7 protein-coding genes are annotated in these 6,573 nt (G+C 55.2%); all 7 read right to left on the reverse strand.

The genetic code is table 11. The annotated features are described in order from the left end of the window. Positions 1-791 (reverse strand): MFS transporter (locus ACUU1M_RS17740; protein ID WP_449144714.1); only part of this gene is annotated, 791 nt, incomplete at its 3' end. A 21-nt stretch (positions 792-812) separates the two neighbouring features. Next, entirely contained in the window at positions 813-1,616 is an 804-nt protein-coding gene (hpaI, locus tag ACUU1M_RS17745) for a 4-hydroxy-2-oxoheptanedioate aldolase (RefSeq protein ID WP_000431717.1), read from the reverse strand. Between the two features lie 10 nt (positions 1,617-1,626). Continuing rightward, positions 1,627-2,430 carry a 2-oxo-hept-4-ene-1,7-dioate hydratase gene (gene hpaH, locus ACUU1M_RS17750; RefSeq protein WP_000459752.1) on the reverse strand — a complete coding sequence of 268 codons (804 nt, stop codon included), beginning with the start codon at positions 2,428-2,430 and terminating at the stop codon, positions 1,627-1,629. A 67-nt stretch (positions 2,431-2,497) separates the two neighbouring features. Further along, on the reverse strand, positions 2,498-2,878 hold the full coding sequence (locus ACUU1M_RS17755) for a 5-carboxymethyl-2-hydroxymuconate Delta-isomerase (protein WP_001119868.1): 381 nt from the start codon (positions 2,876-2,878) through the stop codon (positions 2,498-2,500). 9 nt (positions 2,879-2,887) lie between these two features. Further along, on the reverse strand, positions 2,888-3,739 hold the full coding sequence (hpaD, locus tag ACUU1M_RS17760) for a 3,4-dihydroxyphenylacetate 2,3-dioxygenase (RefSeq protein WP_000516996.1): 852 nt from the start codon (positions 3,737-3,739) through the stop codon (positions 2,888-2,890). A gap of 1 nt (position 3,740) precedes the next feature. Then, positions 3,741-5,207 carry a 5-carboxymethyl-2-hydroxymuconate semialdehyde dehydrogenase gene (gene hpaE, locus ACUU1M_RS17765; protein WP_000757496.1) on the reverse strand — a complete coding sequence of 489 codons (1,467 nt, stop codon included), beginning with the start codon at positions 5,205-5,207 and terminating at the stop codon, positions 3,741-3,743. Continuing rightward, a complete protein-coding gene (gene hpaG / locus ACUU1M_RS17770; protein WP_000679068.1) occupies positions 5,204-6,493 on the reverse strand; it encodes a 4-hydroxyphenylacetate degradation bifunctional isomerase/decarboxylase in 1,290 nt (429 codons plus the stop codon). Before hpaG ends, hpaE begins: the two co-directional genes overlap by 4 nt. Between the last annotated feature and the right edge of the window lie 80 nt (positions 6,494-6,573).

The following is a 6,573-nucleotide window of genomic DNA, read 5'->3' on the forward strand; positions in this document are numbered from 1 at the left end:
AAATAAGCAAGTGTATATAGCATGATGGCTGGGGTCAGGACTTCACGTAAAGTTGAGCGTGGAACAGATGCATGGGCAAATGCACTCTCTTGTTCACGGAGAATCATCGTTTTTAAAGCCTGTTTTTCGTTTTCATCAAGCCAGGTCGCCTGGTCTGGTGTGTCGTTGAGATAAAACCAGGTGACGACACCAAGAATGACCGATGGCAGACCTTCCAGCAAAAAGAGCCATTGCCAGCCTTTTAGATTCCACAGTCCATCCAAGGCCAGAATGTAGCCTGAAAGGATCAATCCCAGCATCATAGTGACTGGCATCGCTATCATAAATAAGGCATTGGCTCTGGCCCGATGATATGCCGGGAACCACCAGGTCAGATAAACCAAAATACCAGGTAAAAAACCCGCCTCAGCAATACCAACCAGCATACGCAGTAGATAGAGTGTTTCGGGGCTTGTTGCAAACATTGTGCAGGTGGAAGCAATTCCCCAGACCACCATGATCCCAGCGATCCATCGACGAGCGCCAATTTTCGCTAACATCATATTACTGGGGATCCCGCACATGACGTACGTGACATAAAAGAGTGTCGCGGCGAGGCCAAACATTGTGGACGTCAGGCCAAGATCCTTGCCCATTGTCAGTCCGGCAAATCCTATATTGATGCGATCAAGAAACGAAAAAACAAACAGAATAAAAAGAAAAATGATTAGGCGACGAAATAATTTATTAATGACACGATGTTCAATTTCAACAGTTTTATTATCTTTATATTGCAGGGTAGAGGTCGTCATGATGCGCTCCACATCGTACGTTTAGTAGACAGAGTTGTTGTTTTGCTTCGCCATCGAAATAGAAGAACTATTACCAAACCGTGCTGCCAGCGCTTCGGCGGCGCGGGCGAGCAGGGTGGTGTCAACGCCGACGGCGACAAACAGCGCGCCCAGTTCCAGATAGCGTTTTGCCAGTTGCTCATTGGCGATCAGGATCCCCGGCGCTTTGCCCGCTTCGCGGATCTGCACGATCGCCTGCTCAATGGTGGCCTGTACTTCCGGGTGCTGCGGATTACCGGCATAACCCATATCGGCGCTCAGATCCGCCGGGCCGATAAACACGCCGTCGACCCCTTCCACGTCCAGAATCTGCGGTAAGTTCTTCATTGCCTCACGCGTTTCGATCTGCACCAGCACGCACATTTGATCGTTGGCTTTTTGCAGGTAATCAGGAATGCGATTCCAGCGCGAGGCGCGAGCCAGCCCACTGCCCACACCGCGAATACCGGCGGGGGGATAACGGGTGGCGCGTACCGCTTTACGGGCTTCGTCGGCGTTTTGTACCATCGGCACCAGTAAGGTTTGTGTGCCTACGTCCAGCAGTTGTTTGATTTGCACCGGATCGTTCCACGATGGGCGTACCACTGGCTGGCTGGGGTAGGGCGCAATCGCCTGTAGTTGGGTGAGCACGGTTTGCACGTTATTCGGCGCGTGCTCACCGTCGATCAATAACCAGTCGAATCCTGGTCCGGCCAGTAACTCCGCGCTGTAGCTGCTGCTCAGCCCCAGCCATAATCCAATCTGCGGACGGCCTGCTTTCAGCGCCGCTTTAAAACTGTTTTCCATCGTTCTCTCCTTAAACAAAGCGGCAGCTAATGGAGCCCATGTTGCCGTAATCGACGTGGAAGGTGTCGCCCTTACGCGCCGGAACCGGGCGGGTGAACGAACCACCGAGAATGATTTGCCCGGCTTCCAGTTGTACGTCATACGGTGCGAGTTTGTTCGCCAGCCAGGCCACGCCGTTTGCCGGATGATTCAGCACACCAGCGGCGACGCCGGTTTCTTCAATCACGCCATTGCGATACATCAGGGCGGAGATCCAACGCAGATCCAGTTCGTCTGGTTTGATCGGACGACCTCCGAGGATCACTCCGGCGTTGGCGGCGTTATCGGAAATGGTGTCGAATACTTTGCGCGGGCGCTGGGTTTCCGGATCGATGTTGTGGCAGCGAGTGTCGATCAGCTCCAGCGCCGGGATCACATAGTCCGTGGCGTTGTAAACGTCGAACAGCGTGCAGTTTGGCCCACGCAGCGGTTTTGCCAGCACAAAAGCCAGCTCCACTTCAATGCGCGGCACGATAAAGCGATCGGTCGGGATATCGCTGCCATCGTGGAAGAACATGTCGTCCAGCAGTGCACCGTAATCCGGTTCGCTGATCTGCGAGCTTGCCTGCATCGCTTTCGAGGTCAGACCGATTTTGTGGCCTTTCAGCGTGCGACCTTCGGCGATTTTCAGGCGAACCCATTCGCGCTGCACGGCGTAGGCGTCTTCGATGGTGATCTCCGGGTAATCCAGCGAGATCGCGCGGATCTGTTCGCGCTGTTTTTCTGCCTGATCCAGACGCTGGGCGATCAGGGTGTGGGTGTGTTTATCGAACATAGCGATATCCTGTGGCATTGCCGGATGCGGCAGCGCCTTATCATCCGGCCTGGAAGCTGGTGCAAATTTATTTAAACAACGCGTGTACGTTGTTCTGTTTGAAATTCAACGTCGGGTGCAGCTCTGCAATCTCAAATGAAAGCGCTAGGTAACGGCTCTCCATCAGTGAGGCGAAGTGCGTTTTAATCAGATCAAACAGCATTTCGCCCACTTCCTGACGGCTTTCCAGACTGCGTCCGCTGCCGATTTTTAGCGTCATATGCACAAAGGCGTAATCGTGCTTGCCATCAGCCATTTGCCAGGTATCGATCCAGTGCGCCCGGCTACGTATTCCCCCAAGCGGAAAAATCCCCGTTGCCGCCAGTGCAGTGTTAACACTGGCAAACAGCTCAGGTAAGCGGGCTTCTTCACGAATATTTTCAGTACATTCCACGATAAAGTGCGGCATAAAACGTCCTTACGCGGGCAGCGGGAAAACAGCGTTAACCTGACCGGTGCCAGAGCTTGGGAACAGCTCGGTAATAAACTCCACCTTGCCGTCGTATTTATCCCAGCCGAGCATCCCCAGCAGCATCACCGTGTCGTGCATATTGCCTTCGCCGTAGCAGTAGTCGGCGTACTCCGGCAGCATATTGCAAAACTCTTTGAACTGGCCTTCGCGCCACAGCTTCACCACACGCTCGTCCATCTGGCGGTCGAACTCGCGGGTGTAGCTGTTCATCCCTTCTTCCGCACGCTGATCGTCAATAAAGCGGTGCGATAACGAACCGCTGGCAAGGACCGCTACGGTGCCGTCGTACTGTTCGATCGCTTTCAGAATCGCTTCGCCCAGCTTGCGGCTGTCGGCAAAATCGTGAACCGTGCAGAAAGCCGAAATGGAGACCACTTTGAAGTGCTTGTCTTCATTCATGTAGCGCATCGGTACCAGCGTGCCGTATTCCAGTTTCAGGCTGGGAATATTGTGCGCTTTTGCCCGCACGCCGAGCTTTAAGGCTTCCTCGGCAATTAGCTGCCCCAACTCCGGGTTGCCCTCGTAGTTGTAGGTCATGTCGCGAATAAAATGCGGCAGCTCGTTGCTGGTGTAGACGCCTTCAAAATGGTCTGCACAGTTGATGTGATAAGCACTGTTGACCAGCCAGTGAGTATCGAAAACGATAATGGTATCGACGCCCATTTCCCGGCAACGCTTGCTGATCTCTTTATGCCCGTCGATCGCACCCTGGCGACAACCGTGGTTTTTTCCTGGTAGTTCAGAGAGATACATCGACGGTACGTGCGTGATCTTGGCGGCTAACGCTAACTTACCCATATCAGACTCCCCATTTCGGAATTGGATGGTCGCCCATGGAAATGCAGACGTTCTTCATTTCCGCGAACACTTCGAAGCTGTACTCACCGCCTTCACGCCCGGTGCCGGAGGCTTTTACGCCGCCAAATGGCTGGCGCAGGTCGCGCACGTTCTGGGTGTTGACGAACACCATGCCTGCTTCAATGCCACGCGCCAGGCGTAACACTTTGCTGACATCCTGTGTCCAGATGTACGACGCGAGGCCGTACTCCACGTCGTTTGCCAGGCGTAAGCCTTCGGCTTCGTCTTTAAACGGCAGCAGGCAGGCGACCGGCCCGAAAATCTCTTCCTGGGCAACGCGCATACGGTTATCTACGTCCGCCAGCACCGTTGGGCGCAGGAAGTTGCCGCCTTTCAGGTGCGCAGGCAGGTCGGACGGTTTATCCGGGCCGCCCGCCAACAGGGTTGCGCCTTCTTCAATGCCGAGACGGATATAGCCGGAGACTTTTTCCCAGTGTTGCTGACTGATAAGCGCCCTAACCTGGGTATTCGGATCGTTCGGATCGCCCACGTGCAGACGGTTGGCGCGTTCGGCAAAGCGTTTAACGAATTCTGGATAGATGCTCTGTTGAATAAAGATGCGCGAACCGGCGGTGCAGCGTTCGCCGTTGATTGAGAAGATGGTGAACAGGGCGGCGTCCAGCGCACGCTCAATATCGGCATCTTCAAAAATCAGCACCGGTGATTTACCGCCCAGCTCCATGGAGTATTTTTTCAGCCCGGCGTTTTTCATGATGTTGCGCCCGGTGGCGGTACCGCCGGTGAACGACACGGCACGCACGTCATGATGACGGACCAGCGCATCGCCTGCGGTTGCGCCGTAGCCCTGTACCACGTTTAACACGCCCGCCGGAATACCAGCTTCCAGCGCCAGCTCACCCAGGCGGTCGGCGGTCAGCGGGGAGAGTTCCGACATCTTCAGCACCGCGGTATTGCCCAGCGCCAGACACGGCGCGACCTTCCAGGTGGCGGTCATAAACGGCACGTTCCACGGCGACACCAGCGCACAAACGCCTACCGCTTGCACCAGCGTGTAGTTGAGCATCTTGTCGTCAACCGGATAGGTCTTGCCGTTCATCTGCTGGCAGACTTCCGCGAAAAATTCAAAGTTGTGAGAAGCGCGTGGGATCAACACATTTTTGGTCTGATGGATCGGCAGGCCCGTGTCCGCGGTTTCCATCGCGGCGATCTCAGGCACGTTCTGGTCGATCAGATCGCCCAGACGGCGCATCAGGCGCGCACGCTCTTTCATCGGCAGATCAGCCCATTTCGGGAACGCCTCTTTCGCTGCCGCTACCGCCTGATTGATCTCCGCTTCACCGCCAGAGGCCACATCCGCCAGCACTTCACCCGTTGCCGGATTGGTAGTCTGGAAGTAGTCGTTACCTGCAACATTTTTGCCGTTGATCCAATGATTTACTTTTTTCATTTCGCTGTTTCCTCACTCACAATTCGGTTCACCAGGCGGCCCACGCCTTCTACTTCCACCACTACTTCATCGCCAGGCACCACGTCAGATAAGCCTTTTGGTGTGCCGGTGGCGATCATGTCGCCCGGATTCAGGGTCATAAATTCGCTTAAGTAGGCGATCAGGAAGGGCACGCTGAAGATCAGATCGGCGGTGGTGCCTTGCTGGCGTAACTCGCCGTTGACGAAGGTGCGAAGGGGCGGATTATGCGGGTCCGGGATCGCCTCTTTCGGCACGATGGTTGAAAGCATCGGCGTCAGTCCGTCGCGGCTTTTGACCCGCAGGTTAGGGCGGTAGTAGTTTTCCAGATAGTCGCGAATGGCGTAGTCGTTACACACGGTGTAGCCCGCGACATAATCCATGGCATCGGCTTCGCTGACGTTACGCGCCTGCTTGCCAATAACTACCACCAGCTCCGCTTCGTAGTGCATGTATTCAATATTGTTCGGGCGCACGGAGGTCTGGTTGTCGCCAGTGAGGGTATTCGGCGCTTTCAGGAACACCAGCGGCTCTTCCGGTGGCTTAAATTCCAGTTCGCTGGCGTGGTCGGCGTAGTTCAGGCCGAGGGCAAACAGCGTACCGTGCGGGTGTGGCAGCGTTGGGAAGCTCTTGCGCGTGGTCACTTCACGTTCGTCCACTACCGGATTTTCCAGCGGCGGGAAACCTTCTGCGAGAACACGCACGCGATCGCCTGGCTGTATTTCCACGCGCGCCTGTGGCGTGCCGAGCAGAATAGCATCGCCTGGATTCAGCGTGGCAAATTCGCTCAGGGCGCTCAGCAGCTGTGCGGCGTTACGTTGTAAATCAGCGGTATTCCAGTGATCGGCAGGACGCCCGTTGATCTCGGTATAGATAGTCAGATTATCGACATTGCTGAGAGCCACGGTTTCGCCAATGGGGCAGAATCCATCACGACATTTTGCTTTGATTGCCGGACGGTAAAAGCTCTCTTCCGGCAGGCTGACGTCGTTAGCCAGCGCATATCCGGCGATGTACTCTGCCGCATCTTCTTCACGTACTTTCGTCGCCGTTTTCCCCACAATCAGCGCAACAGTCGCACCGCTCAGTACTTTTTCACCCTGTGGAAAGGGAATCGGTTCACCGCAACCAATCACCATATTGCGCGGTTTAATAAACCAGACCGCAGTTTTAGGCGGGGCTTTGTAGGGAGATTGCTGGAACGCTTCCTGCCAGGCATCAAGTTGGCTGCGATGGTTCAACGCTACGGCGAAGATAGTGCCTTTCATTACCACTCTTCGGATTCGATCATCTTATCCGGTTGCCAGAACTGCGCGCTTCTGTGGAGGGCGGCGCGGCGCAAAAACTG

The sequence above is a fragment of the Shigella sp. SIG6 genome (assembly GCF_053555815.1).